This window comes from Rahnella sp. ChDrAdgB13 (assembly GCF_017655185.1).
Taxonomy (GTDB): Bacteria; Pseudomonadota; Gammaproteobacteria; order Enterobacterales; family Enterobacteriaceae; genus Rahnella; species Rahnella contaminans.
Genome location: NZ_JAEMGT010000052.1, coordinates 1 through 22287, shown reverse-complemented (window position 1 = coordinate 22287; position 22287 = coordinate 1). Strand labels below are relative to the sequence as shown.

Sequence of the window (22287 nt, the reverse complement as noted above, 5' to 3'; positions counted from 1 at the left end):
ACTTACAAAGTTATTACTTTATACAGACGCAATGAGGATAGAAACTGATACTGATTCAATTATAATGTGTGCATGATGTTTATTGAGCAACCATTTATGGTAAAACATCATGCCATTATAATATTGTTGGAGTTCTTCCTTCTTTGAGGCCGTCCCTGTACGGCCTCTTTTTTTATTTAAAATATCGGGATTTTTTATTTCTACTCTGCGATTCAATCAAAAAATACCGCATCCCTGCGGTATTCATTTTATCTCTCTTTAAACTCTTCGCGTTATTTCACCCCACCACCGAGCGACTGCCACAGCGTGATACGGTTTTCAAAATCGGTCTGCTGTAAGGCAATCAGATCTGCCTGTGCAGACCACAGCGAGCGCTGGTCGGTCAGTACGGTCAGGTAATCGCCTGCACCGGTTTCATAACTGCGGCGCGCGAGGTCATAACTGCGTTGCGACGCGGCGACGTATTGCTGCTGTGCATCCAGTTGTTCGCTGAGCGTTGCGCGACGGGCAAGGGCGTTAGCAACGTCCTTGAACGCGCTCTGAATGGATTTTTCATACGCAGCGATCAGGCCTTTTTTCTCGGCTTCGGCGTACCGCAGTTGCGCGGTATTGCTGCCGCCGGTGAACAGCGGCAGCGTCAGGCCTGGGGCGAATGACCAGACGTTAGCGCCGTGGCTGAACAGGTTCGACAGCGAACTGCTGCCGACGCCTGCGCTGGCGGTGAGGGACAGCGTCGGGAAGAAGTTTGCCCGCGCGGCGCCGATATCCGCGTTGGCGCTTTTGAGGTTATGTTCGGCTTCCTGCACGTCCGGGCGTCGCAGTAATACGGAGGATGAAACACCGGCGGGCACCAGCGCGATGGCCTCCGGCGACAGGTCTTCCAGCGTGCCCGGCAGCAGGTTTTGCGGCACGGTTTCCCCCACCAGCAGATTCAGGGCGTTGATGCCCTGCGCAACCAGCGTCTGATAGCTGGCGACGCTGGCGCGGGCGGACTGGTACACCGCCATGGATTCGCTGACATCCGGCCCGGAAGCCACGCCTTCTTTCTGGCGCAACCGGGTGATACGCAGTGAATCCGCCGCGCTTTTTTGCGTGTCCTGCGCGAGTTTCAGGTTGCTGTTATCCGCCGCCAGCGTGACCCACGCGGTGCTGGTTTCGGCAATCAGCGTCAGACGGGTGTTCTGCGCGGTGGACTCACTGGCCAGCCAGGTTTCTTTCGCCGCCGTGCTCAGGCTGCGGTTGCGGCCAAATAAATCAATCTCAAAACTGCTCACCGCGCCGTCGGCGGTGGCGGTGCCGGAAACCCCCGCATCCTGCGTGCGGCTGCGGGTTTGCGTCAGTTCCGCATCCACCGTCGGGAACAGGCTCGCGCGCTGCTCCCCGTAAAGCGCTTTTGCCGCTTCGATATCAGCAATCGCTTCCTGCATATCGCGGTTACTGGTCAGCGCCTTTGCGACCACCGCATTGAGGCGCGAATCGGTCATGATGTGTTGCCAGCCGGTGAGCACGGTTGTGGCGGCAGGCTGCGTTCCCTGCGCAGGCCAGACGGCAGGCACCGGCGCGGCAGGGCGCTGGTAGTGCGGATCCAATGAAAGACAACCGGCCAGCAGGAACGATAATGAAATAATACTCAGACGAAACATCATGCTTACTCCTGCGCGTCTTTGTGGCCGGTGAAGACTTTTTTCACCAGAACGAAGAACAGCGGAACAAAGAAAATAGCCAGTAATGTGGCGGTCACGGTGCCGCCGATAATGCCGGTACCAATGGCGATACGGCTGTTAGCCCCCGCACCGGTGGCAACCGCCAGCGGCATGACCCCGGCGATAAAGGCCAGTGACGTCATCAGAATAGGGCGCAGGCGGGTTCGCGCCGCAGAGAGCGCCGCCGCCGTTAACGTGCTGCCCTGTTTGAGCGCCGCCTCGGCGAATTCAACGATCAGGATGGCGTTTTTTGACGAGAGCCCGATGGTGGTCAGCAACGCGACCTGGAAATAGACGTCGTTATTCAGGCCGCGAAGTTCGGCGGCAAGGGACGCCCCAAGCAGACCGAGCGGGATCACCAGAATGACGGAGAAGGGGACAGACCAGCTTTCGTACAGCGCGGCGAGGCAAAGAAACACTACCAGAATCGAGATGCCGTAGAGGCTCAGCGCCTGCCCGCTGGCCAGCTTTTCCTGCAATGACAATCCGCTCCAGGCCCAGGTGGAACCGGCCGGGAGTTTATCTGCCAGCGCTTCCATTTTTGCCATGGCCGCGCCGGAGCTGTAGCCGCCGGTGTTTTCACCCTGAATCTCATAGGAGGTTGAACCGTTGTAGCGCGCCAGACTCTCCGGGCCATACGTCCAGTGCGTGGTGGCGAACGCGGAGAACGGCGTCATGCTGGTGCCGTCGCTGCTGCGGACAAACCATTTGTTCAGATCAGCCGGTTTGGAACGGAACTGGCTGTCGCCCTGAATGTACACTTCTTTTACGCGGCCACGGTCAATGAAATCATTGACATAGGTTCCGCCCCACGCGCTGCTCAGCGTATCAGTGACGTCACTCAGCGTTAATCCCAGCGCCACGGCTTTGTTGTTGTCGATATCCACCTGAAGCTGTGGCATCTGCGGTAAATCATTGGCGCGGACCGATTGCAGCTCGGGGCTCTTCGCCGCCATTGCCAGCAGTTCTGTCCGCAGTTTCATCAGTTCTGCGCGGCTGGTGCCGCCAGCTGACATCAGCTCGAAGGTGAAACCGTTGCTTTGCCCCAGACCGTCCACCGACGGCGGTGTCATGGCAATGACTTTTGCATCGCGGATCACCGCGAGATCTTTCATGGCGCGTCCGGCGATAGACTGCGCGGTGTTGGCCGTGCCGGGGCGGTCGTCCCAGTTTTTAAGGGAGACGAAGGCCATCCCGGCGTTCTGGCCGCTGCCGCTGAAGTTAAAGCCGGTGATGGTGAAAATGACGTTAGTGTTGTCTTTTTCTTTATCCATAAACCACTGGGTGACGCGGGAGTTCACCGCTTCGGTGCGGTTCGCCGTAGCGCCCGCCGGCAGGGTGTACTGCACCATAATCTCGCCCTGATCTTCGGACGGCAGGAAGCTGGTCGGCAGTTGCCACATCAGCAAGCCCATCAGCGCCGCCATCGCACCGTAAATCAACACCATCGCGACCGGGCGACGCTGAACGTGCGTGACGCCATTCTCATAGCGATGCTCAGTGCGGGAATACAGGCGGTTGAAGCCGCCAAAGAAACCGGTGGTCGATTGCGGTTTATGGCGCAGGAAAGCGCCGCACAGCGCGGGTGTCAGGGTCAGCGCGACCACAACAGAAAGCGCCATCGCGGAGATAATCGTGACCGAGAACTGGCGGTAAATCACGCCGGTTGAGCCGCCGAAAAAGGCCATCGGCAGGAAAACGGCGGAGAGCACCAAAGCAATCGCCACCAGCGCGCCGGAGATTTCACCCATCGATTTCTCGGTGGCATCGCGGGCAGAAAGCCCTTCGTCGCGCATGATCCGCTCGACGTTTTCCACCACCACAATGGCGTCATCCACCAGCAAACCGATCGCGAGCACCATCGCAAACAGCGTCAGGGTGTTGATCGAATAGCCGAATAACGCCAGAACGCCGAACGTCCCGAGCAACACCACCGGCACCGCCAGCGCAGGAATGAGCGTGGCGCGCAGATTCTGCATAAACAAATACATCACCACGATCACCAGCAGGATGGCTTCGACCAGCGTTTTAATCACGTCCTGCACCGACACTTTAATGAATTCGGTGCTGTCTTTCGGATACGCGATGTCATAGCCCTTCGGCATGCTGCGCTGGTATTCGCTGAGGGTATTTTTCACCAGCGTGGCGGTGTCGAGCGCATTGGCACCCGGCGACAACATGACTGCCATGCCTGCGGCAGGATGGCCGTTCAGCTGAGAGGTTGCGGTGTAATCTTCACTGCCCATTTCAACGCGCGCGACGTCGCTGATGCGGACAATCGCGCCGCCGGTATTGCCTTTCACGATGATATTGCGGAACTGTTCCGGCGTTTGCAGGCGCGACTGCGCACGCACGGTGGCAGTCAGTTGCTGAGTACTTGAAGACGGCAAACCGCCGATTTTACCGGCAGAAATCTGTACGTTTTGCGCTTCAATCGCAGTCTGAACGTCTGAGGGCATCAGGTCGTAAGCCGCCAGTTTGGTCGGGTCCATCCAGATGCGCATGGCGTATTCCGCCCCGAACACCTGCAAACTGCCAACGCCGCTGACGCGCGCCAGCGGATCCTGCATGTTACTCACCAGCCAGTCGGCGATGTCCGAGCTGGTGGCTTTGTCGGTTTTGTCATACACCGCCATGATCAGCAGGAAGTTGGACTGCGATTTTGTGACGGTCACGCCTGCGGTCTGCACTTCCGTCGGCAGGCGCGATTCGGCCTGCTGCACTTTGTTCTGCACCTGAACCTGCGCGGTATCCGCGTTGGTGCCCTGTTTGAACGTCACCGTGATATCCACGGAGCCGTCAGAACTGCTGCTGGAGCTGAAATAGAGCAGATTATCCAGGCCGGTAAGCTGCTGTTCGATGACCTGCGTGACGCTGTTTTCCAGCGTTTCTGCGGATGCGCCGGAATACGTCGCCTGAATTTTAACGGAAGGCGGCGCGACGTCCGGGTACTGCGCGACCGGCAGCGTGCGGATCGCCATGACCCCGGCCATCATGATCAAAATGGAAATCACCCAGGCAAAAACCGGGCGACGTACGAAGAAGCGGGAAAACATCAGGCGGCTCCTTCTGTGCTTTGGGCTGCGGTGGCGTCGTTATTTACTTCCACCGGTTTGACGGTGTCGCCGGTTGAGACTTTGTCGCTGCCTTCCACCAGCACGCGGTCGCCTGCCTGTAAGCCTTTAAGGATCAGCCAGTTTGTGCCGCTGGCGTCGCCGGTCACGACATCACGTTGCTCGACTTTGTTTTCTGCGGTGACGACCCGTGCGGTGGCATCGCCTTTTGCATCGCGGGTGATGCCCTGTTGCGGTGCGAGAATGGCGTTTTCGACCACGCCTTCATCGACGTCAGCGCGGATAAACATCCCCGGCAGCAAAACGTGTTTCGGGTTGGGGAACACGGCGCGCAGCGTCACGGAGCCGGTGGCTTCATCGACAGCCACTTCGGTCAGTTCCAGACGGCCTTTTTCGGGATACACCGAACCGTCCTCCAGCGTCAGCGTCACGTTTAAGGTGTCACTGTTGGTCGCCAGCGCGCGTTTGCGCAGGCTGAGTAAATCTGCGCTGGAACGGGTGAGATCCACATACATGGAGTCGAGATTACGGACGGTGGCCAGCGCGGTGTCCTGCGCCGCAGAGACCAGCGCGCCGGGCGTGACGGATGAAATGCCAATCCGGCCCGCAATCGGTGATGTCACGCGCGTCCAGTCGAGATTAATTTTTGCCGTTTCCAGCGCCGCCGCTTTTTCATCAACGCTGGCGCGATCTTCCGCACAGGCTGACTGCGCGTCTTCGGCGTCCTGCTGCGACACGCCCTGCTCCTTCACCAGCACGGCGTAGCGTTTGGCTTTCTGGCAATCGGAAATCACCAGCGCTTTGGCACTTTTCAGCGCAGCGGCGGCCTGATCGTAGGTGGCTTTATAGGACGACGGATCAATCTGGTATAACGCCTGACCGGCTTTGACCATGTCGCCTTCGGTGAATAAGCGTTTCTGAATAATACCGCCGACCTGCGGACGCACATCGGCGGTTAACGTGGCAGTGGTGCGCCCGGTTAATTCGCTGACCAGATTAAAAGATTGTGCTTTCAGCGTGACAACGCCGACGTCGACGGGAGGAGCAGATTGCTGAACGGTCTGCGAATTATCACAGCCGCTCAGCCCCAGGATAATGAGTAATGGCAAAAATCTGGATGGCATTTTGGTGTCCGTAAATAATAACGAAATAAAAAAGGCAAAAGGGATCCCTCGCGGCTTATTGGAATAAAGCAGCGGGGATAACGTCGGGTTTATTTAAATAAGGTCAGGAAAGTTTAAAGTTCGTTGATCTTTCGTGTCGCCTCATTGACGTATTCAATTATTTGAGCGTATTTCTCCGGTGTGACTTCTCCGTTATACGATTTAGCCCGTACCGTGATTTTTAAATTCTCTATGGCATAAATCAGTTCAGGCGCAGGCGGGGGATTGTTTTTAATCACCAGCGTTTTCATTTTTTCTTCAATAACGCGAATTTCTTTACGTTTGAGCGCCAGAAACGCCGAACCGTCAGGCGTCATGGTGAACTGCTTTTTACCGCCTTCAATGTCGGTGGCGGTGGCGAAACCCTCTTCGACAATCAGCGTTAAAATGGGGTAAATCACGCCGGGGCTGGGGATGTACGCGCCCATCGAATAGCCTTCGATGGTTTTAATGATTTCATAACCATGTGCCGGATTGATCTGAATAAGATGCAGCACAAATAACGTCAGTTCCTGACGCGTGAACAGCTTGCTTTTGCGGCGGGCGGCGGGCCCTGAGTTTGTCATCGGTTGTGCCTTCTGCCATGAACCGGATGGTCTCAAGATATATCTTGTGCAGTTTTAGGGTCAAGATAGTTCTTGGGGCAAAAGGTAGTGTATGGATTGCGTTAAGTTTATGTTTTAACTGATTTTTCAAGTCAGATTGTCACGGCAGTTCTCCTCGTATTGACAAAACTTAACGTTATTCAATATTGCTAACTTATTGATTTAGAGAATGTTGAAAAATAATGTGACTCAGGCCGGTTTTGCACTGTAAGCATTGCGAAAAAGTCAGCCGCAGCGGCGCTGAAGCACGGAGAAAGCGATGTCATCCGCCACGTCCTGCACCAGCTTCTGCCGGATCATCACCTGCTCCTGCGTGCCGCCATTTATGGCGCGCTGATGTTGTGTCTGGCAGATGAGTTGCCCGCTGTCTTGTCCGGGATCCAGCTGCCAGGTGGCGGCTATCGTCGCTTTCTCACCTTGCCAGACATCAAACTGTTCCACCGACACGCGGATACCGATCACCGGTTTGCCCGCCGGTGGCATCAGACTGCGGATGTCCGTCGTCTTCAGCGAACGCTCAAGCCGGGCGGTCAGCGCCGCCCGAATTTCCTCGGGCAGCGGCGCGGCCCAGAGTGCATTATCCGACATCAGCAGTTCGCCGTTGCGCTGATGGACCATCAGCTGCGGCTGATTGAGCCGCTCCGCCACGTTCACCGGTTTCACGCGGATGACAAAAGGCGCGGCGCTGGCAGCCGCGGGGGCGGGACCGGCGGCAGTGGTCAGCGTGTAATAGTGCGGAGCGGAAGACGCACAGCCGGTTAAAACCAGCAGGGTAAGCGTCGCGTAAGCAGTTCGGGCAAGTTTCATGGCTGTTCCTTTTTGTCATTCTGTCTGCCGGTCAGCAGCGCCTGCGGCTGGCGCGTTAACAGGCCGGTCAGGGTGCGCAGCGAATACAGCGTGCGCTGGAATTCAGCCAGCGTTTGCAGCAGCGGCGAATCCTCCGCCAGCAATAACTGGGCGCGGGTCAGGGTCTGATTCATCGTGCTGAGCGTTTGCGTGGTTTGCGGCAGAACCTGGCTGTTCACCTGAATCAGCGTCTGGTTGAGATTGCCCAGCGTGGCGTTGAGATTATTGCCAATCGACTCAATGGGCATTTTCGATACCTTGCCGATGAGCGTGGCGAGCTGTTCCTGAAGGTGATCAAATCCGCCATTCAGCGTCGGAATGCGCAGCGGCCGCGCATTGATATCGTAAGAAACTGGCGCGGCGTTCGGAATAAAATCGAGCGAAATATACAGCTGGCCGGTCAGTAAATTCCCGGTGCGCGCCTGTGCGCGAAGGCCGTGTCTGACCATATCCCGCAGGAAAACGGCGGCCTGTTTCCGGGCATCTTTTTCTGGCTTGGGCAGTTTCTCCAGCACCTGACCGAGCCGGTTCGGGTATACCTCAATCGTCACCACCGAAATAAACCGTGAACCGGCTGGCTCGTAATCCAGATCGATGGCGGTCACTTTACCGAGTTTTACGCTGGAGAATTCCACCGGCGCGCCGGTTTTCATTCCGCGTAACGATTGCTGGAAACGCAGCTGAAGGATTTGCGGCGTGCCGTCCTGCGGTGCCATAGCGGACGCCTGATCGTCGGCCAGCGTAAAAACGCTGTGATCGGGGGAAGGTGTGGCGGCGGGAGCGGCGTCTGGTGGATTAGCAAAGGCAATGCCGCCGGCAATAACCGACGCCATGGTCTGCGTTTTCAGCTGTAACCCTTCGGAATCGAGCGATAAATCCAGCCCGCTGGCATTCCAGAACCGCGTGGCAGAGGTGACGAAACGCTCATAGGGTGCGTCGATAAAGACGTTAAGGCTGACGCCTTTGCCGTCAGGGCGCAGCGCGTAGGACGACACCCGGCCCACGGGCACGCGGCGGTAATAGACGGCGGAACCGATATCCAGCGAACCGAGATCGCCCGCAACCACTTCAAACTGCCTGCCGGGCATACCGTTGATGACCGCCGGTGGCGATTCCAGCCCCTGAAAAACTGAACCGGTTCTGCCGGATGTGCCGGTATCCAGGCTGATATACGCGCCGGAAAGCAGCGTGTCGATGCCCGAAACGCCGCCCATACCGACGCGCGGACGCACCACCCAGAAGCGGGTATCGGATTTCGCCAGGTTTTCGGCATTCTTCATCAGTGACACTGTCACGAGTACGCGCTGGCTGTCCGGGCTCAGCGTGATGGATTTCACCAATCCGACGGTGACGTCTTTGTATTTCACCTCGGTTTTTCCGGCCTGTAATCCGCTTGCGGTCTGGAACGTGATCGAAATCTCCGGCCCGGCGGAGGCCCACATCTGAAAAAACAAAAACAGCCCGATTACCGCAGCGGCGGCAGGTACCAGCCAGACCAGCGACGGACGCCAGCGGCGCGGCGTGATTTCAGGTGCCGGAGAAACGTGTTCACTCATTCTTGTTATTTTCCCAAATCAAACGCGGGTCGAACTTCATGGCGGCAAGCAGGGTAAAAATCACCACGGCACCAAAAAAGACAATGCCGATGCGCGGTTCCGCACTGCTGAAACCGGGGAACTGCACCAGTGCGGCGACCAGTGCCACGACCATGACGTCGAGCATCGACCAGTAACCGATATATTCCGTCAGGCGGTACATCCGTGTGCGGCGAACGCGGCTCCTGGCCTGGCCTTTTCCGGCGGCAAGCAACAGCCCGCCGAGGATCAGGAATTTGGCGCAGGGCACGACCACGCTGGCGATAAAAATGACGGTGGCGACGCCGTATGAACCGGACGCCCAGAATTCTGCAATTCCGCCCGGAATGGTATTTTCACCGCCGTGACCGGCCAATGAGCTGTACATCACCGGCAGTAAATTGGCGGGTAAATACAACAGCAGGGCGGTCAGCAAAAACGCCCATGACTGGCTGCGGCTGTCGGGCTGGCGCGGGTGCAGCGCCGCATGACAGCGCGGGCACGGCAAACGATGAACGCCGGAAATATGCTCGCAGACCAGCCCGCAAACGTGGCAGCGGACGAGCCCCTGCGGTAACGCCTGTACGGGCATCACGGGCGGTAGCCGCGGAGGGTTTTGAGTGTCCATAACGGCTGGAAATCCTGATGATTGATCACGGGTAACAGCAGACATAAACCGAGCAATGCCCAGGTACCGGGGCCGGTGGTGATTTCAACCAGGCCGGAGAGTTTGATAGCAGCAATCAGGATACTCAGCAGCGCGACTTCCGCCATGCTCCACGGTGCCAGCCCGGCGAGCAAACGCATGGCGGAGGCAAAACCGGGCGCGGCTTTTTTCCTGCACGCGTGAAATAACACCCAGCCGAGCAGCAAAATTTGCAAACACGGGCAGACAATCATCAGCAACGCCACCGGGATCGCCAGCGGCGACGCATAGCTGTGTGCCAGCGCCATCGCGGTTTGCCATAGCGTGGCCGCCTGCGACTGGCCGTGGAAGCCGATTTCCAGCACCGGAAAAACATTGGCGATGATAAAAAACAGCGCCACCGTGAGGGTGAGCGCGAACCATTGTTCCAGACTCAGCCAGCTTCCCCGATACAACACCGCCCGGCAGCGCGGGCAGTATGCGGCCTCGCCGGGCCGCACGGATTTTCGGGTATACAGGCTGTCGCAGTGTTTGCAGATGATTTGCTGCGGATAGATTTTCATCATGAGCCCTTTCTGATTCAGCCGGTTATTTCAGCTGTTCCTGCAACTGATCCGCCCCTTTCTCCAGCCCGGTTTCTGCCGCACTCAGCGCGCCAAAAGTCGCCCCGATGTTCAGCGAGTTCGGGTACTGGCGTGAAATATAGGATTTGAGCAACTGATTGGTCGGCGCATCGTAGATTTCCACCGCATAACTCACCGAGCCGGTAAACGACCCTTGTTTGCCGCGGATTGACTGCACGATGTTGTACGGCCCGCCCATCAGGTCAAAGCGTGTGAACGTGCCGACAAACGGCGTACTGGTTTCCGCGCCGGTCAGCGTCAGGCGAATGCGCAAGGTTCCCGGCGTGATGGCGTTGGTCAGCGGGAACCGTTCCGCCATGCTTTTGCCGAAGACCTGCTGCATATGCGCCGCCAGTTGTTGTTTTTGTTCAGGAGAAACGTCATCAAACTGGGCATCTGCTCCCTGATAAATCACCACCGGATCCACAATGGCGCGGGAATATTTATTCCAGTCGACCGGCGTGTTGTAGCTGAAAGCGATATGCCCGGATTCATCCTGCGTGTCAGGTTTCATCCGGGAAGAAGAAGTGACCCCGGTGTAGGGCACAGGCTGGGTACTCGCGCACCCCGTTAATAAACCTAAAGAAATCAAAGCTGCCAGCGGATAGCTGTTTGTTAACGCAGACATACGTCTTACCTTCTTATGAAAAAATGCAGCGGGATGTCGGTTTACTTTTTCATTAAACCGTACAGTACGGTACATTTATGAGGTAAGACAATTCTCCTGTCAAGAAAATGTACAGGTGGGTTCAGTTATGAAAGTAAAAAAGAGGAAGTGTGGCAAATAGCGGTTTGCGGGGAAGGGCGAACAAACGGGTTCCGGCAAAGGTGGTCACCTCTGCCGGAGCGATTTAATTACTTCATCTCATCTGCCAAAATTGCGCGGACTTTTTCCAGCACCGGAACCGCCTGTGTCACGCCTGCTGCGGTTTGCTCTTTTGCCCACGCGGCCTGAATCTCCGGATAACGGCTCACCGTTTGCCAGTGTTCCACTTCGCTGTGCTGAAGTTCGCGGACGTTTGCGCCGTCTTTGCGCAGCCCATCCAGCTGGTTTATATAGCCTTTGTCCATCACCTGACCGGCAGTTTTGTAGGCAGTTTCTGCGGCGCGGTGAATGGCATCCTGATCGGCTTTCGCCAGCCCGTTCCAGACCTTTTCATTCATCACCAGCAGATAAACGTGGCCGAGCCACAGCTCGCGCGAGACTAAAACCTCCGGTGCCATTTTCTGAATTTTCAGGTCATAACCGCTGTCCACGTTGACCATAATGCCGTCCAGCGCGCCGGTCTGAAACGCTTTCACCGTTTCCGGGCCCCACGGCATCGTGACTGGCTTCGCGCCCGCATTTCGCAGAAAATCCTGATGCCAGAAACTCGCTGAACGCCACGTCGTGCCCCGGATATCTTGCAGATTTTTCAGCGGATTCGTGCTGAGAAACGCCACCGGATAACCGGTGCCGAAGAAAATGTTCACGACGTTTTCGTGATGTAACTCGGCAGGAAAAGCCGGAATTTCGGCGTAAACGCGGCGGAAGAATGCAATCTGTCGGTCACCGGTCGGCCCGGCGGGAAAGCTTTTAAAAATCTGATGCAGCGGCAGATCTTTGGCCGCGTATTCCGGCACAACGGTGCCCATATCCGCTGCTGAACCCTCACTGATTACGCTCAGCGCGTTATAACCGGTCGCCCGTTCGCTGCCCCAGTGCGCGTTAATTTTCAGACGACCCTGTGATTCTTTTTCAATCGCCGGGAAGAAAACGTCATTGATGAAGCGGGTGCGCGTGCCACCCAGCGGTTCATGATCGGTGTAGTTCAGCAGGGTGGTGGCGTTTACGCAGACGGGTGACAGCAACAGGGCGAGCACCAGCGCGAGCGGTTTTTTGATTAATTCCATGTAATCTCTCAGTGAAATGATGATGAGGAAAACAGGGAGTCTAGTCGTTTCCCGGTGTGGGCTGTTGTGCGCGGCAACCATTTATTTGCTGATAATCAGACACAAAAGCGCCTCTGCGAAAAGCGACAGGGGCGTTAAAAAAACATCTCAGAAGCCATTACGGAACGGCACCCGGAATATGCCCCTGCATATCGACACGCATGACACCGTTGGTTCGACGTTGCCCCGCAGCCGGCCAGATACCGGCATATTGCAACAGGGCAATCACGTTGCAGGCGGACTGTTTCTGAGCATTATTTGGCAGATAAATATGGGGGAATGCAGTCCCCTGAGTACGGGTAATCGGCATTCTTTTATTTCCTTTCGCTTTGGGACAGCATGGATGGAAATTAAAAACTAGCACCCGGGAAACGATGAAAAAATCTGCCAGATGGCCGTGGGGTATTGGCCATAACCTGCATCTTGAAACATAAAAAAGCGCCATGTTTTCACATAGCGCTCAGGTTTTCGGTGATGAATTATCGCTTAGAAATCGACATTCACGCCCAGCTGGAAGCTGCGGCCTGGCATCACGGCCAGCGCTTTGTTGTATGCATCCTGATTGGTGGTTTCAGTCAGGTTGCGGCTGCTCAGGTAATCCCAGTACTTACGGTCGGTGATGTTATAGACGCCGCCGCTGAGTTTTACGTTTTTCGCCACTTTCCAGTAGGCCGTTGCATCAAGCAAACCGTAGCCAGGAACATTCATGTATTCCGTGGTGGAATCCGTGATCGGTGTACCGGCGTTGGTGTAGCTCTGACGGTTGGTCGCTTCGGCTTTTTTACCTTTCACGAAGGTTGCAGTCAGCGCCGTACCGTAGACACCTGACGGATCATCCCATGCCACACCGGCTACAAATTTCATTGGCGGAACGCTGTCGATATCAACGTATTTGTCACCCGCGTAGCTGGATTTAGATTCACCCTTGGCGTAACCCAGTGCGAAGCTGGTGCTCAGACCGTCAACGCTGCTGAACCACGTACCGTAGTTGATTTTAGTGCTCAGATCGCCACCGTAGATAAACGCTTCATCGCGGTTTTCGGCCTGATAAATCGTATAAATATTGGAAGGCACGTTGGTGAACATGCCCGGGCTGCCTGCGCGGGTGTAACGGGTGTTAGCGATGAAGTTTTTGTACGTGTTGTAGAACACGGCCGTTTTAAAGGTCACGCCTTCGGTCGCTTCACCTTTCATGCCCCATTCGAAGTTGTTGCTGGTTTCGGTTTTCAGATTGGTATTACCGATCAGCGCATATTGCTGAGAACCGGCATAAGAAGAACCGAGGTTCCAGGAGCCGTAAAGCTGGCTGGCATCCGGGAACTGTGCGCCGCGACGGTATTGCAGGTAAGTCATCAGCTTAGGCGTGATGTCATACGTGAATGCCAGTGATGGCAGAACCTGCGTATCGGAGTTGGCTTTACCGTACAAAGTAGAAACCTGGCTTTCAGACACGGTGCTGTTAGACAAATCGGACAGGTCTGTCGCTTTCGTATTCTGGTACGCCACACGCACCGCAGGCACGATGCCGAAGTTATGGCCGTCGAGGTCAAACTTCATGGTGTCTTGCAGGAAGCCGCCGAGAACGTAAGAACGGCTGTTGGCTTCCGGCTGCATGATGGTGGTGTAAACACTCTGGTTCGGGCTTTCGCGGAACGGACGTTCAGTGTTAGAGATGCGACCGTTGATCCCGGCACTCAACTCGTGGCGACCCAGCGTTTTGAGCCAGCTGGTTTCCGCGCCATAGGTGCTGACGTCGTAATCGGAATAGACGTTCATCATCTCTTTGCTGGCGTTCGGCATGTACGTGTTGTCATGCGCCTGGGTGTACTGGTAATAGACTTTGGAGACCACGGCGTCAGCGAAATCGTTGAACGGTGTCCATTCGTCTTTCAGGCTTGCGCCCCAGCGGCGGGTGTTACTTTGCTGCTGTGCGGTACCCAGAATGGAGCTGCCAGCGCTGTTCCACGCGTCGTAATGGGTGTGATTGATTTTCTCGTAGTAATCGAGCGTGCCGGTGAATTTATGTTCGTCGTTTGGCTGCCAGATACCGGACGTCATGATGGCGTTAGAGTGCCAGTTCGCCGGATAAGCGTCGTGCGTCCCGCTGTTGTTGCTGGTTTCCTGACCGTCGCGGCGGCTGATCGCCACAAGGCCACGCAGGGTTTCGTCACCGGCAGCGGCAGTAATGCCGTTGTGCCATGAACGGTCTGAAGAATCATAATCAGACTGGTAACCGAAATAGGTTTCTTTGCCCGGACGCAGGTAATCGTCTGCGGTTTTTGGCAGGAAGGAAACGGCGCCGCCGATGGAAGTGTTGGCGCGTTCGGCTGACGTTGCGCCGGATTCGATATCCACCTGGCCGTAAATATACGGGTCGATGTAATCACGGCCGATGCCGGATGTGCCTAAACCAGCGCGGCTGGCGTAGCTGCGGCCGGTAGCACTTGGCTGTGGAATGCCGTCAACGTCGATGCTGACGCGGTTGCTTTCCAGACCACGAATGTTATAGCCGGTGTAACCGCTGCGGTCGAAGCCGCTTTTGCCGTTGCCGGAACCGCCACTTGAGCCGGTCGCGGTGATCAGTGGCTCATAACGCATGATGGTACCGAAATCGTTACCGCCACGTTTTTGCATTTCAGCCGCAGTGATGGTGGTTTTTGAGCCCGGCGTTTTATCCGGCAGGGTCTCGGTGACGGTCATCACTTCTTCATTGTTCTGTGCCAGATCCTTCGCACTGCGCACCACCGGTTTCTTTTTGATGGTTTCTGTAGATTGCGCTTTGTTCTGTGCCAGATCGGTGTTGTCTTTAACGGCTTCCGCTGCGTTTACGTTAAAGGTGGTGGTGAGAATCGTCCCCATGAAAATGACGTTTTTCACCAAACCCTGCTGTGTAAAGGATTTGAACATTTGTTTTTAGTCCTGCACTAATTTTTTTAAGTTCTGCTCGCATTTACTGCCTTTCGACAAATTCAGACGCGCTTGTCATCTGCTTTAATCTTCCGTGAAAAAGCCGTTGTCCTTATAAAATATGGGTTTAATTACAGTCCTTACCCATTTCAGCTTTGTGCGAATGATAATGATACTGATAATTGTTATCAACAAATTGGTAAATAAAAATGCGCTTCTTAACGAAATCTTTGCACTTCGTTCTGAAAAATGGGCTACGCGGGTCGCTTTACAAGGCACAAACCCGTCGTTAGAGTGGGGACATCAGGGAACTGTACTGTACAGTTTCGCCGCGACGGTTTTTGGCCGTGGCCGTAATAGCAACGTCAGGAGGGAAGATGAAAGTCCGCACCGAAGCCCGCAGGGAGGCGATTATCGATGCCGCAGCGCAATTGTTTCAGGAAACCGGTTACGAACGCGCGTCAATGAATGAGCTCGCCCGGCGTCTCGGCGGTTCAAAGGCCACGCTCTACAGCTATTTCCCGTCGAAAGAAGAGTTGCTGGTGGCGGTGGTGAAAGCCTATGCCACCGGGCATCTTTCCGACGCCGTCAGCGATCTGACCCAAACGTGGGCGGATGCCAATCTTGAAACCATCCTCACCCGTTTTGGTGAAAGAATGTTGCTGGTGCTGACCAATGATGTCTCCGCGCTGGCGGTGTATCGCATGGTGATCGCCGAGTCCGGGCATTCCGAAATCGGCACGTTGTTTTATGACGCCGGGCCACGGGAGAGCGTCGATATCCTGGCAAAATTCCTGGGCAGTGCGATGGAGCGAGGGCAACTGGCGCAGGCCGATGCGCATCTGCGCGCCTTACAGTTTCTGGCGCTGGTGACGGCGCAAACCAACACGCGCGTCTATCAGCGTAATCCGGCACCGCTGGAAATTGCGGAAATCCGCCAGATGGTGAGCAGCGCCGTCGATATGTTTTTGCGCGGCGCGGTGCGTTAATCCACCCGGTGCGTTCTGCTGCACAAACCGCCAACCGGCCTTCTTCACGATGGTCGGTTTTTTTTTGAAGTCGTTGCATAAAATATTACTAAGATATATCTTTCACTGAATTGAGAATCATTCACGTCCTGAGCGGGCTCGCGATGATAAGTTTCGCCACCTTGAGAGAAAAAATATGGAACACAAACGCACTGAATCTTCCGCCGCCAACCTGCCGGTGCGCGTTAAGAACGAACTGGTTTTCCGCCACATCACGGTAAAAAGCGCGGAAACGGTTTCCGGCTGTTTTAAACGCATTGTACTGAGCGGTGACGAGCTGAAGGGTTTTACGTCCCGCGGTTTTGATGATCACATCAAACTGTTCTTCCCGGCAAATCCGGGCGACATGATTGTTCCGCCGACCGCCACAGAAGACGGCATTGCCTGGGGCGAAGGCCCGCGTCCGGTTAACCGTGAATACACACCGCTGCATTTTGATGCGCAAACTAACGAACTGACGCTGGATTTTTATATTCATGACGGCGGTGTGGCCAGCGAATGGGCCGGCAATGCCAAACCGGGGGATAAACTGATCATTGGCGGGCCGCGCGGTTCCCTGATTATTCCGACGACCTACCGGTGGCAGCTGTATCTTTGCGATGAAACCGGTCTTCCGGCAGTAAAACGCCGCCTGCGTGAACTGAAAGAGGCGGCTGTAAACGCAAAAATCACCGTACTGGTGAAAGTGAAGGCCGTGAGCTGCATCAGTTATCTGGATGAAGAAAAAGATTTCAACGTCGAGTGGATCGTCAGCGATGAGCATAATGGCTATCGCGAAGATGATGCGGTTGTGCAGAAATTGAAAAGTCTGATGCTGCCTGAAAATGACTATTACGTCTGGGCCACCGGCGAAGGGAAATTCGTCAAAGGCCTGAGTGATTATTTCACCGAAACCCGCGGGCTGGATGCAAACTTTGTCCGCTGCGTGGCGTACTGGCATGCGAAATAATTTTCTGCGCCGGAACTGATTTACCCCTGTCAAGCGTGACGGAATATTTTCCCGCAGATAACAGAACGTATTTTCCCTGTTATCTGCGGTTTTTTATTTCAGTCGCTACAAATTAATACTTTGTTGCAACTGCCGCGCAAATCATTACGGCAGCCGCCCTGAACGCCATTATTTATTATTTCTGCCATCATTATAATTCTTATGACAAATTCTGAATCTTTATTCAAAGGAATGGTTATGAAATTAAAAAGCCTCAACGGGCGCTGGCGGGCGCTTTGTCTGTTACCTCTGCTGTTAACCGGATATTCCTCTTTCAGTATCGCTGCTGATCCCACTGCACCTGCGCGGGAGGTCGTCAGACCGGTGATGTCCTGCGCAAAACTTGCCGACGTTTCGCTGACCGACATTGGCGGCGAAGGCAGCCGGATCACGACCGCCAAAGAAATCACCGTGAACGGCGCACCGGCCTGTGAAGTCGATGGCAATTTGCATCCTGAGATCGGTTTTCAGGTGATCCTGCCGGTTTCATCGTGGCAGCAACGCTATATGCAAATCGGCTGCGGCGGCCTTTGCGGGAATATTCAGCTGCAAATCGGCGCAGCAGCGGGTTGTACGCCCTTAAATACCAACGGTTTTGTTCTGGCCGCCACTGACATGGGCCATTCCATGAAGGAAGGTGACTTTGGTAAAGATCCTCAGAAACGCGTGGATTTCGCCTACCGCAGCCAGCATCTGACGGCGGAAGTGTCGAAAAAGCTGATCACGGCTTTCTATGGCCGCGCGCCTGCATATTCCTATTTTAACGGCTGCTCGGACGGTGGCCGTGAAGCCCTGATGGAAGCGCAGCGCTTCCCGCATGATTTCAACGGTATTATTGCCGGTGCCGCCGCGATGAATTTCCAGTCGCAGAATGCGGTTTATCACGCCTGGCAGGCGCTTTCCAATACCGGGCCTGACGGCAAACCGGTGCTGCTGGCCGCGCGTTTGCCGCTGATCCACAACGCCGTGCTCAAACAATGCGACGCGCGGGATGGTCAGACCGATGGCCTGATTGCCGACCCGCAAAGTTGCCATTTCGACACCTCGGTTCTGGCGTGCAAAACCGATCCGGCCACGCCGCAGGGATCGTGTTTATCCACCACAGAACTGACGGCGCTGAACCGGTTGTATGCGGGGCCTGTAGATCCGAAAACAGGCAAAAAACTGATTGTCGGCGGCCCGATGCCGGGTTCAGAACTGGCGTGGGAAGGTGTCTTTGTGCCGGAAAAAGCCAGCGACCCGATTTTCAGCCAGATGATCGCACTGTCGTCGCTTAAATACATGAATTACGAGAAAAATCCGCCAGCGGATTTTACGTTAAAAGACGTGAAGTTCACCGAAGCGGCGTTTGACGAACTGCGCAAAATGCATCCGCTTTATGACGCGACCAACCCGGATCTGACGGCGTTTAAAGCCGCCGGTGGCAAGCTGATTATCTGGCACGGCTGGGCGGATCAGCACATTTCACCGCTCAATTCCGTGGCTTATCATCAGGCCGTCGGCAACGTCATGGGGGCGGCGAGCCGCGATCAGTTTGAGCGTCTGTATCTGCTGCCAGGCGTGCATCACTGCTCCGGCGGTGAAGGCCCGAGCCTGGTGGATTTCCTCACACCTATGATGAACTGGGTGGAAAAGGGCACTGCGCCGGATAACATCACCACGTATCAGGCGGCAAAAGAGCAGAAAACGTCGTTCGGGCAACCGCTGCCGGAACGCGGTAAAAAGCCAGCAACTGAAATCCGTCTGGAGAAAATCCCGGCAGATGCCGCTTCTCGCCCGGTTTTCCCGTACCCGGATTACGCGGTGTACAGCGGCAAAGGCGATGTGAATTCTGCCGCCAGCTATGTGCGCAAACCGCTGGCGACGCAGCCTGCGGCTTATCACTGGCTGGGCGAAAATTTCTATAAGCCTTTTACTTTCATGAACTAATGCCATCATAAAAACGCTCCCCTTCGCACGTGAAGGGGAGATTGTGATCGGGGGCTTAACCCGTTATCTTTAGGGGATATCTTTACGCAATTTTAACCATGGTTCTGATGAAAAATAATCCTCTGGGCAACGACCGTCCTCCCGCCGGATCCGGCAACAAAGCAAACTGTATTGCTGCGAAAAAACACCGTCGTGAAAGAATGTTCGAAACCGGTGATATCCGCCTATTAATGCTGCATTTTCTGCAACAGCGTTCCGCCCACGGTTATGAACTGATCAAAGCCATCGAAGAGCTATCCAAAGGGGAATACACCCCGAGCGCCAGTATTATTTATCCGAACCTGACTTTTCTGGAAGATCAGGGACTGGTTCTGGCGAATCAGGAAGAAGGCGGGAAGAAGCAATATACGATCACCGCAGAAGGTGCGATATTGCTTAACCAGCAGGATGAATTACTGGCGACGGTGACTGAGCGGCTGCATTCGCTGGCGATCCTGTCAAATAACCGCAGCATTCCGGAAATGCAAAGGGCGATAAATAATATCCGTTCAGCGCTGAATTTGAGGCTGGCGAAAGGGCCTATCGAACAGGAAACGCTGTATAAAATCACCGATGCGTTAGATCGCGCAACCAAAGAAATTGAGCGCAGTTAAGGTTGAAAACGAAAAGCCCCCGGCGTCATTGCAGGGGGCTTTTTTTGTTTTATCCGCGCTGGCTTAATGGCCCCAGCGGCTTTTCAGGTAACGCACGGCTTCCTGCGTTTGCGGCTGGTTCAGGTAATTTTCCCGAAACAGAATGGTGCCGCTGATGCCCGGTAACGATTCATTCATATCGAGCTGTTTCTTCAGCTCCGGTACGCCACCGCCGGTGGTCCATTCAGGCTCATTCTTAGACGGCTCGCCCACTTTATACAGCGCAATACCGATATACAGGCGCGTGTTGTTCGGTTTCACGACATCCGCCCACCATTTCGCCAGCACGTCATAGCGGGCCGCCTTGCGGGAGAAAGGCCAGTAAAGCTGCGGCGCAATGTAATCGAGCAAACCCTGTTTCACCCAAAGACGCGTATCGGCATAGGCTTCGTCATACGCCGCCGCGCCGCGTGTGTCGGAACCGGCAGGGTCGAACGACAGATTACGCCAGACACCGGCAGGGCTGACGCCGAATTCAACGCCCGGTTTCAGCTGGCGGACGGTGCGGGAAACCTGTTCGATCAGCATCTGCGTATTGTGGCGACGCCAGTCCGCTTTTGAGCTGAATCCCTGACCGTATTTTCTGAACGTCATGCTGTCATCGAGCGCCGAGCCAGGGGTTTCGGCATAGAAATAGTCATCAAACTGCACGCCGTCGACCGGATAACGCGTAACGACTTCGGCCACGATGCTGGTGATCCAGTCACGCGCTTCAGGAATGCCGGGGTCAAGCACCAGGCGATCGCCTGCGGTGCGGATCCAGTCGCGGTGCAGCACATAAACGCTCGCCGGACTGAGTGACAATGTACGATTCAGCTCGGCAATCGTTGAAGGTTTGGTATTCACCGAAACGCGGTACGGGTTGAACCACGCATGCACTTTCATGCCGCGCTTGTGCGCTTCATCAAGCATAAATTTCAGCGGGTCATAACCCGGGTCTTCGCCAATCGTGCCGGTCAGCATATCGGACCAAGGCAAAATTTTGGATTGCCACAGCGCGGTGCCGTCCGGTTTAACCTGGAAGAATACGGTGTTGATGCCGAGCGATTTCAGATTATCGAGCTTGTCGGTGAGGGACTTTTTCTGCTGACTGATGCGCTGTGCGGGGCTGCTGACATTCACCGAAGACATCGGTGGCCAGTCGAGACGGGAAACCGTCGCCAGCCAGACGCCGCGCACCGGTTCTTTATTCTGCTCACCTTTAGGCGCAAGAGGTTGCTTTGCGACCGGCGGCAGCGGCGTGACCAGTGATTTCGGCGGCGCGGATGAACAACTCGCCAGTAACAGCGCCAAGGCAATAAGAACGCCTGACTTTTTAGCCGGAGTTGCGAAGGGCAAAACAGGGGAAGAAGCGATGATAAACTCCGGGACTTTCATGTCGTTTTTCGAATGAAAACATTTTCGTAGTATTCGAATTAAAGTCAACCAGTCAGGCGCTTATCATCGCATCGGGCATGATCCGGATGCGGTAAAAATTCCGCTTATTCGTGCTCAGGCCACGGCGTCAGGATTTCGTAGCCATCTTTGGTCACGGCTACCATGTGTTCCCACTGTGCGGACAACGAGTGATCTTTGGTGACCACCGTCCAGCCGTCGGGCAGCACTTTATTCTGCTTTTTACCGGCGTTCAGCATCGGTTCGATAGTGAACAGCATGCCTTCCTGCAAAACCAGACCGCGTTTTTTTTCGCCATAATGCAGCACCTGCGGGTCTTCGTGATAACCCATGCCAATGCCGTGGCCGCAATACTCTTCCACGATGGAAAAACCTTCGCGTTTCGCGACGGCGGCAATGGCATAACCGACGTCACCCAGCGTTGCGCCGGGGCGGACGGCTTCAATGCCGGCCATCATGGCTTCATACGTGGTATCCGTCAGACGGCGGGCAAGAATGCCCGGCTCACCGGCGTAATACATGCGGCTGGTGTCACCGTACCAGCCGTCTTTGATCAGCGCGACGTCGATGTTAATGATATCGCCTTTCTTCAGTGCTTTGTCGGACGGAATGCCGTGGCAAATCACATGATTGACGGAGGTACAGGTCGTTTTCTGATAACCGTGATAGCCGATATTGGCCGGGATCGCCTGCAATTCGTTGACGATGAAATCGTGGCAGATGCGGTCCAGTTCATTGGTCGTAACGCCGGGCACAACGTAAGGTGTGATCATATGCAAAACCCGGGCGGCCAGTTTGCCTGCGATGCGGGCTTTGCTGATCCCTTCCGGCGTTTTGATCATCCGGTTATTGTTAACAAAATACGCGCTGTCTAAACCACTATTCATTACTTGCCTTCCTGTGTGTGCCGCCCACGTTTAACAGCGTACGGAAACTGTCGGTGTTCTCATCGGATTCCATGCTGCAACGCACCAGCAGCCGGGAGATTTCGCTGTGGGTCATGTCCGGATGGGTTTCCATTAACATGCCAATTTTCATCCAGTGTTCGGCCTGTGCATTGATCGAACGCGTATAAGCCAGGCTGGCGATGCGTAAGTTTTCATGCATCAGTTGGCTTTGTTGAATAAATCGGATTTAGATAAAAGCTCCCCTCGTCGCTGACTTTCTCAGGCAATCCTTACG

At 55.2% G+C, this 22287-nt stretch carries 19 protein-coding genes; 4 read left to right on the top strand and 15 right to left on the bottom strand.

Going from position 1 to position 22287, the window contains the following annotated elements; translation table 11 throughout:
- Positions 1-272: 272 nt before the first annotated feature.
- From J8X26_RS14875 to J8X26_RS14820, 12 genes are all read right to left on the bottom strand, one after another.
- Positions 273-1643 carry an efflux transporter outer membrane subunit gene (locus tag J8X26_RS14875; protein ID WP_208951284.1) on the bottom strand — a complete coding sequence of 457 codons (1371 nt, stop codon included), beginning with the start codon at positions 1641-1643 and terminating at the stop codon, positions 273-275.
- Between the two features lie 5 nt (positions 1644-1648).
- Positions 1649-4759 (bottom strand): efflux RND transporter permease subunit, encoded by a 3111-nt coding sequence (locus J8X26_RS14870; protein WP_208951271.1) that lies wholly within the window; start codon positions 4757-4759, stop codon positions 1649-1651.
- On the bottom strand, positions 4759-5901 hold the full coding sequence (locus tag J8X26_RS14865) for an efflux RND transporter periplasmic adaptor subunit (RefSeq protein WP_208951270.1): 1143 nt from the start codon (positions 5899-5901) through the stop codon (positions 4759-4761). The genes J8X26_RS14870 and J8X26_RS14865 overlap by 1 nt, the downstream gene beginning before the upstream one ends.
- Before the next feature lie 113 nt (positions 5902-6014).
- Positions 6015-6506: a PadR family transcriptional regulator gene (locus J8X26_RS14860; protein ID WP_152326626.1), complete on the bottom strand. Its 492-nt coding sequence runs from the start codon at positions 6504-6506 to the stop codon at positions 6015-6017.
- Between the two features lie 264 nt (positions 6507-6770).
- Positions 6771-7352 (bottom strand): membrane integrity-associated transporter subunit PqiC, encoded by a 582-nt coding sequence (locus J8X26_RS14855; protein WP_208951269.1) that lies wholly within the window; start codon positions 7350-7352, stop codon positions 6771-6773.
- Positions 7349-8947: an intermembrane transport protein PqiB gene (locus tag J8X26_RS14850; RefSeq protein WP_208951268.1), complete on the bottom strand. Its 1599-nt coding sequence runs from the start codon at positions 8945-8947 to the stop codon at positions 7349-7351. Before J8X26_RS14850 ends, J8X26_RS14855 begins: the two co-directional genes overlap by 4 nt.
- Positions 8940-9593, bottom strand: a complete 654-nt coding sequence (locus J8X26_RS14845; RefSeq protein WP_165060074.1) for a paraquat-inducible protein A — start codon at positions 9591-9593, stop codon at positions 8940-8942. Before J8X26_RS14845 ends, J8X26_RS14850 begins: the two co-directional genes overlap by 8 nt.
- Positions 9557-10177, bottom strand: coding sequence for a paraquat-inducible protein A (locus J8X26_RS14840; protein ID WP_244370597.1), 621 nt, complete (start codon positions 10175-10177; stop codon positions 9557-9559). The genes J8X26_RS14845 and J8X26_RS14840 overlap by 37 nt, the downstream gene beginning before the upstream one ends.
- A gap of 22 nt (positions 10178-10199) precedes the next feature.
- Positions 10200-10862 carry a DUF3313 domain-containing protein gene (locus J8X26_RS14835; RefSeq protein WP_208951267.1) on the bottom strand — a complete coding sequence of 221 codons (663 nt, stop codon included), beginning with the start codon at positions 10860-10862 and terminating at the stop codon, positions 10200-10202.
- Positions 10863-11089: 227 nt separating this feature from the next.
- Complete coding sequence (gene dctP / locus J8X26_RS14830; protein ID WP_208951266.1) at positions 11090-12127, bottom strand: TRAP transporter substrate-binding protein DctP; 1038 nt, start codon at positions 12125-12127, stop codon at positions 11090-11092.
- Positions 12128-12284: 157 nt separating this feature from the next.
- Positions 12285-12476: a hypothetical protein gene (locus J8X26_RS14825; protein ID WP_208951265.1), complete on the bottom strand. Its 192-nt coding sequence runs from the start codon at positions 12474-12476 to the stop codon at positions 12285-12287.
- Between the two features lie 176 nt (positions 12477-12652).
- Entirely contained in the window at positions 12653-15025 is a 2373-nt protein-coding gene (locus J8X26_RS14820; protein WP_374101284.1) for a TonB-dependent receptor domain-containing protein, read from the bottom strand.
- 425 nt (positions 15026-15450) lie between these two features.
- Here J8X26_RS14820 and J8X26_RS14815 point away from each other — a divergent pair, with 425 nt between their 5' ends.
- From J8X26_RS14815 to J8X26_RS14800, 4 genes are all read left to right on the top strand, one after another.
- Positions 15451-16062, top strand: a complete 612-nt coding sequence (locus J8X26_RS14815) for a TetR/AcrR family transcriptional regulator (protein WP_208951263.1) — start codon at positions 15451-15453, stop codon at positions 16060-16062.
- Between the two features lie 175 nt (positions 16063-16237).
- Entirely contained in the window at positions 16238-17050 is an 813-nt protein-coding gene (locus J8X26_RS14810; RefSeq protein WP_208951262.1) for a siderophore-interacting protein, read from the top strand.
- 237 nt (positions 17051-17287) lie between these two features.
- Positions 17288-19018 carry a tannase/feruloyl esterase family alpha/beta hydrolase gene (locus J8X26_RS14805; protein ID WP_208951261.1) on the top strand — a complete coding sequence of 577 codons (1731 nt, stop codon included), beginning with the start codon at positions 17288-17290 and terminating at the stop codon, positions 19016-19018.
- A gap of 107 nt (positions 19019-19125) precedes the next feature.
- A complete protein-coding gene (locus J8X26_RS14800; RefSeq protein ID WP_208951260.1) occupies positions 19126-19671 on the top strand; it encodes a PadR family transcriptional regulator in 546 nt (181 codons plus the stop codon).
- 63 nt (positions 19672-19734) lie between these two features.
- On the opposite strand, the gene J8X26_RS14795 is transcribed toward J8X26_RS14800, so the two are convergent.
- From J8X26_RS14795 to J8X26_RS14785, 3 genes are all read right to left on the bottom strand, one after another.
- Complete coding sequence (locus tag J8X26_RS14795) at positions 19735-21087, bottom strand: glycoside hydrolase family 10 protein (protein WP_152326615.1); 1353 nt, start codon at positions 21085-21087, stop codon at positions 19735-19737.
- 104 nt (positions 21088-21191) lie between these two features.
- Positions 21192-21992: a type I methionyl aminopeptidase gene (gene map, locus J8X26_RS14790; protein WP_374101282.1), complete on the bottom strand. Its 801-nt coding sequence runs from the start codon at positions 21990-21992 to the stop codon at positions 21192-21194.
- Complete coding sequence (locus tag J8X26_RS14785) at positions 21985-22230, bottom strand: hypothetical protein (RefSeq protein ID WP_374101283.1); 246 nt, start codon at positions 22228-22230, stop codon at positions 21985-21987. Before J8X26_RS14785 ends, map begins: the two co-directional genes overlap by 8 nt.
- Between the last annotated feature and the right edge of the window lie 57 nt (positions 22231-22287).

Excerpts from the sequence above, each read along its gene's own strand:
- J8X26_RS14875 (WP_208951284.1), bottom strand. The coding sequence starts at position 1,643 with ATGTTTCGTCTGAGTATTATTTCATTATCGTTCCTGCTGGCCGGTTGT.
- J8X26_RS14870 (WP_208951271.1), bottom strand. The coding sequence starts at position 4,759 with ATGTTTTCCCGCTTCTTCGTACGTCGCCCGGTTTTTGCCTGGGTGATT.
- J8X26_RS14865 (WP_208951270.1), bottom strand. The coding sequence starts at position 5,901 with ATGCCATCCAGATTTTTGCCATTACTCATTATCCTGGGGCTGAGCGGC.
- J8X26_RS14860 (WP_152326626.1), bottom strand. The coding sequence starts at position 6,506 with ATGACAAACTCAGGGCCCGCCGCCCGCCGCAAAAGCAAGCTGTTCACG.
- J8X26_RS14855 (WP_208951269.1), bottom strand. The coding sequence starts at position 7,352 with ATGAAACTTGCCCGAACTGCTTACGCGACGCTTACCCTGCTGGTTTTA.
- J8X26_RS14850 (WP_208951268.1), bottom strand. The coding sequence starts at position 8,947 with ATGAGTGAACACGTTTCTCCGGCACCTGAAATCACGCCGCGCCGCTGG.
- J8X26_RS14845 (WP_165060074.1), bottom strand. The coding sequence starts at position 9,593 with ATGGACACTCAAAACCCTCCGCGGCTACCGCCCGTGATGCCCGTACAG.
- J8X26_RS14840 (WP_244370597.1), bottom strand. The coding sequence starts at position 10,177 with ATGATGAAAATCTATCCGCAGCAAATCATCTGCAAACACTGCGACAGC.
- J8X26_RS14835 (WP_208951267.1), bottom strand. The coding sequence starts at position 10,862 with ATGTCTGCGTTAACAAACAGCTATCCGCTGGCAGCTTTGATTTCTTTA.
- dctP (WP_208951266.1), bottom strand. The coding sequence starts at position 12,127 with ATGGAATTAATCAAAAAACCGCTCGCGCTGGTGCTCGCCCTGTTGCTG.
- J8X26_RS14825 (WP_208951265.1), bottom strand. The coding sequence starts at position 12,476 with ATGCCGATTACCCGTACTCAGGGGACTGCATTCCCCCATATTTATCTG.
- J8X26_RS14820 (WP_374101284.1), bottom strand. The coding sequence starts at position 15,025 with ATGGGGACGATTCTCACCACCACCTTTAACGTAAACGCAGCGGAAGCC.
- J8X26_RS14815 (WP_208951263.1), top strand. The coding sequence starts at position 15,451 with ATGAAAGTCCGCACCGAAGCCCGCAGGGAGGCGATTATCGATGCCGCA.
- J8X26_RS14810 (WP_208951262.1), top strand. The coding sequence starts at position 16,238 with ATGGAACACAAACGCACTGAATCTTCCGCCGCCAACCTGCCGGTGCGC.
- J8X26_RS14805 (WP_208951261.1), top strand. The coding sequence starts at position 17,288 with ATGAAATTAAAAAGCCTCAACGGGCGCTGGCGGGCGCTTTGTCTGTTA.
- J8X26_RS14800 (WP_208951260.1), top strand. The coding sequence starts at position 19,126 with ATGAAAAATAATCCTCTGGGCAACGACCGTCCTCCCGCCGGATCCGGC.
- J8X26_RS14795 (WP_152326615.1), bottom strand. The coding sequence starts at position 21,087 with ATGAAAGTCCCGGAGTTTATCATCGCTTCTTCCCCTGTTTTGCCCTTC.
- map (WP_374101282.1), bottom strand. The coding sequence starts at position 21,992 with ATGAATAGTGGTTTAGACAGCGCGTATTTTGTTAACAATAACCGGATG.